The following is a 4,369-nucleotide window of genomic DNA, read 5'->3' on the forward strand; positions in this document are numbered from 1 at the left end:
ACAAGAAGGACTGGGACGGTAAGGACAAGAAGGGCCGGGACGACAAGGGTGGGCACCAGAAGGACGACTGGGACTGGAACTGGGACTGGGCCTGAGCTGACGAGAGGACCTGGACGGAGCGCCACTGAAATATGGCGAACCGCTAGGAGAAACGTGTAGCGGCGTTGGCGAGGGTGTCCGGAACGGATTCCGATCGGCAATGCCCGCCCGGGTTCTTTGGCCGGCGCGGTGCCGGACACCATGGCGCTGCGGTGTCCGGCACTCACGTTTCATGGCCATCACGCGCGGGTGGCGGGAATGTGGCGCTCCGGCTTACCTCCGGCGGGCGAGGATGCGGTAGGCGTTCGACCGGCTGCCGGCGGTCAGATAAGGCCGGCTCATCGCGTCCAGGGCCAGGCCTGCCACGAATGCGGGGACCATGGCGGCCGCGGTCAGCGCCCGGACCCTCCGCGGGCGGCCCGGCTCCTCCTCGGTGCGCCACGCTGAGGACGGTGACGGCGCGACAGTCTGGAGCAGCCCGTACAGGGCCATCACCGGGTCCCCCCGCTGATGGACGTCACCGAACCGGATCTCCTGGACCGCGAAGCCACGTTCGCTCAGGGCAGCCGCCAGATTGGCCGCCGGCATAAGGTGCTGATGTTGCGGAATCAGCCATCCCGGCCACAGTTGGCGGTACATACGGGCCGCGGGGCTCTCCGGATTCGGTACCTCGAGCAGCAGATGGCGGCCCGGGGCCAGCGCGAGTGCGGCGGCATCCAGTTCGGYCAGCGGATCCCGGGTGTGTTCGAGGTAGTGGAACATGCTGATGACGTCGTACTGGTCAGCCAGATCGGCGGCGATATCGGGAAATAATCCGCGGTAGGCCCGATCCACCCAGCGTCGGCGTTCCGCCTCCTCGATGCCCGCCCCGATGTCGAGTGCGTCGAACGACGTCGTCGGCCAGACCGTTCTCGCCACGTTACAGAAATGTCCATGGCCGCCTCCCACGTCCAACCAGCGACGGGGCGTCGGTATCGACAGGCTGGCCCGGTGGAGATAAGGGCCCGGGCTGAATCCGAAGACCTCCTCGATCATGGCGGCGCCGAGCCCGTCGTAGAAGTCCCGGTAGTAGAAGTCCAGACCTTCGAAGGAGAGTCGGGGATTCTGGAAGACGTGGCCGCAGTCGCCGCACCGGTCGTAGCGGAACCGGCCGGGCTTCCCCTGGGAGACGTCGCGGCCATTCATGCGTACGGAGAGGTCGTTTCCGCCGCACCACGGGCAGGTCGTGCGAGGCGACTCGAGGAACCGGTCAAGACCGCCGGCGAGCTCCCGCCGGTACTGGGATCTCTTCTCGGCGATCTCCGTGGGGGTGAGCCTGCCCGCCGTTCTGATCGGTCGCGGAGCCCGCGGGCACGTCGCCGGGTCCGGGCCGATGGTCGGTGCGCCGAGAAGATCACGGGTTCGGCTCGGCATCCCCACCAGCTGGAGGAGGGCGCCGCGTCGCCGCGTCAGCATGCTGCGCCGCAGCGTCCCGGGCGTCACCAATAGTCGGCTACCGCCCACGGCGACCGGCTGCAGCCAGGACATCGTCACCGCCGCGAGTGCCGCGAGCGGGTTGCTGGTAGCCCCGAGCAGGATGGCGGCGTCCCGCAGCGCGGGCAGCACCCGTCTGGCGGGCTCCCACGCATAGGCGGCGCGGTGCACGGACAGCCGGGTGCGCCCGTCGTCCGGCTCGGCACCGACCAGGCCGGGCAGCACGGCGAGGTCGGTGGACGCGGCGGCGTGCCGTTTGCACGTCTCGAGCACGGCCACGAGCTCGGCCTCGGTGAGGTCGGTGAGGTCGGTGAGATCGGTGCTGTCCGCGGTGGTGAGGCCGGTGCGGGCCAGCACCTCTGCATCGACGAGCACCGCTTGGAAGGCACCGCGACCGCGGGCCAGCCGGGCTGACCGGTAGGTGGACGGGTCGACCATCCGCGCCAGGTCGAGGATCCGGTGCGCCGACATCTCGGCCGGGACCAGGTCGAGGACCTCGCAGCCGTGCCGACGCGCGTACGCGTCGGCCGCGCGGCGATGCTCGGGGCCGAGACGCACTCCGGAAGCGAGGAGGAGGACGTACGGCGGACGCTGCGCGTGRGGGTCGTCCGAGCCGGGCGCGCCCCCCGGGGGCCCATGGTCCACCGATTCGATGACGTCGATGGCACCTACCCGGCCGCGCAGCCGGATGCTGTTGAGGCCGATCCCCACACACGCGGCTACCGGGAGCCAGCCACGACGCCTCACCATCGGCCTCCTCTGAATATTTGATCCGCATCCGGTCCGCTGTCGGGAAGCCCCCGCAAAATACCTCTTGCCTCCGAATTGCAGCCGAAGCTTCACCGACCGCTCCGCGCTGCGCGGCTGAACCGGGTGGTCAGGCTGAACCGGGGCGGAACACGCAGCTGGGTTCGGCCGCACCYGCCGCGGCACGGGAGAACGTCACCGCAGGCACGCCGGAGCCCTGCGTCAGGGTCACGGGACTGGTCTGATTTTGATCTCCAGCTCTGGCGGTGGTCCGGCGGTGGGCGCGTCCTGGGCGAGGCGGTTCCAGAACTGCTCGACCATGGGTTGCAGCGGGCGAGGGCCGAGTTCGCGGATCAGGATGCCCAGCGCCTGGGTGTGCTCTGGATCGGGCTTGGTGGAAATGCCGGCGGCACGTAGGTCGCGGACCTGGCTGAGGGTGAGGTCGGCGAGCAGGATGATCAGCTGACCGTTTGTATAGCCTGCCGTACCGTCGGACAGCATGAGTATCCGAGAAGCCGTCATCGTCAACACCGCGTCGACCGCGGCCTTTGCAAGGCAGATCGGCCAGACCGCCTACTCCGCCTCGAAGGGCGGGCTGCCCGAGGTGACCCTCGGGGTGATCCCGGGCGCGGGCGGCACCCAGCGGCTGGTGCACGCGGCCGGCAAGGCCACGGCGATGCGGATGCTGCTCACCGGCGAGYCGATCATCGCCGCCGACGCGCTCGCCGACGCGCTCGCCGCCAGGCTGGCCGCCGAGGTCGTCCCCGACACCGGAACCCTTGCCACCGCGACGAAAATCGCCGAACGGATCACCGACAACTTTACCGGCCACTGAGGACAGACTATGACCTACCGATCATCGTGGATGACCGAGGAGCTCGACCAGCTCCAAAACCTCACCCGCACCTTCCTGGCCAAGGAATCCGAACCCAACCACGGGCGGTGGACCGAGCAGCACGCGGTCGACCGCGAGTTCTGGAACAAGGCCGGCGAGATCGGCCTGCTGTGCATCAGCTGCCCCATTGAGTACGGCGGCGGTGGCGGCACGTTCGCGCACGAGGCCGTGGTGTTGCGCGAGCAGGGCTACATCGCCGACGACTGCTRGGCCTACCTGGTGCACAGCCCGATCGTCGCGCACTACATCAACGCCTACGGCAACCACGAGCAGAAGCAGCGCTGGCTGCCCAGACTGGCGTCCGGTGAGTTCGTCGGCGCGATCGCGATGACCGAACCGGGCACCGGTAGCGACCTGCAGGCCGTGYGCACCACCGCCCGGCGTGAGGGTGACCATTACGTGATCAACGGTGCAAAGACGTTCATCACCAACGGTACCCACTGTGACCTGCTCATCATCGTGGCCCGCACCGGCAACGCGCCCGGCGGCAGAGGGCTGTCGCTGATCGTGGCGGAAACCCAGGGGCTGCCGGGGTTCGAACGCGGCCGGGTGCTGCAGAAGATCGGCGCGATGGGCACCGACACCCGCGAGCTGGCCTTCACCGACATGCGGGTGCCTGCGGTCAACCTGCTCGGTCCGGCCGAGGGCCAAGGCTTCGTGCAGCTGGTACAGCAGCTGCCGCAGGAACGGCTGTCCATCGCGGTGAATGCCGCGGCCGCCGCCGAACACGCCGTCGACTTGGCCATCGCCTACGCCAAGGAGCGCACGGCGTTCGGCAAACCCCTGCTGGAATTCCAGAACACCCGGTTCGTGCTCGCCGAGTGCCGTACCGAAGCGCTGGCGCTGCGCACCTTCATCGACCACTGCATCACCGAGCATGTGGCCGGCCGGCTCGACGGAGCAACCGCGTCCATGGCCAAATACCTGGCCACCGACAAGCAGTGCGAGATCGTCGACCGCTGCCTACAGATCTTCGGCGGCTACGGCTACATGACCGAGTACCCCATCGCCCGCATGTACGCCGCCGCCCGCGTCCAGAGGATCTACGGCGGCACCAACGAAATCATGAAGGAGCTCATCGCCCGCTCCCTCTGACCGGCAAGAGACCAACCACGCCTGGAGCCGGGTCTGTTCGGTACGTGGGGGGTTCGGGGGGTTCGGCCCGCCCGGTGGACATGGCGGAACGACAAGGTCCGCCTCCGCGCGGACACGGTT

The 4,369-nt window shown here is 68.7% G+C and carries 4 protein-coding genes; 2 read left to right on the forward strand and 2 right to left on the reverse strand.

Features of this window, described 5'->3' with window-relative positions; translation table 11 throughout:
• Positions 1-312: 312 nt before the first annotated feature.
• On the reverse strand, positions 313-2,262 hold the full coding sequence (locus CcI156_RS03885; RefSeq protein WP_175637533.1) for a class I SAM-dependent methyltransferase: 1,950 nt from the start codon (positions 2,260-2,262) through the stop codon (positions 313-315).
• 225 nt (positions 2,263-2,487) lie between these two features.
• Positions 2,488-2,760, reverse strand: a complete 273-nt coding sequence (locus CcI156_RS03890; RefSeq protein WP_049760852.1) for a hypothetical protein — start codon at positions 2,758-2,760, stop codon at positions 2,488-2,490.
• On the opposite strand from CcI156_RS03890, the gene CcI156_RS03895 reads away from it, so the two are divergent.
• Positions 2,759-3,094, forward strand: coding sequence for an enoyl-CoA hydratase-related protein (locus CcI156_RS03895; RefSeq protein WP_076804323.1), 336 nt, complete (start codon positions 2,759-2,761; stop codon positions 3,092-3,094). The genes CcI156_RS03890 and CcI156_RS03895 overlap by 2 nt on opposite strands.
• A 30-nt stretch (positions 3,095-3,124) precedes the next feature.
• A complete protein-coding gene (locus CcI156_RS03900; RefSeq protein ID WP_254847260.1) occupies positions 3,125-4,249 on the forward strand; it encodes an acyl-CoA dehydrogenase family protein in 1,125 nt (374 codons plus the stop codon).
• The last annotated feature ends 120 nt before the right edge of the window (positions 4,250-4,369 follow it).

Source organism: Frankia sp. CcI156, assembly GCF_001983015.1.
GTDB lineage: Bacteria > Actinomycetota > Actinomycetes > Frankiales > Frankiaceae > Frankia > Frankia casuarinae.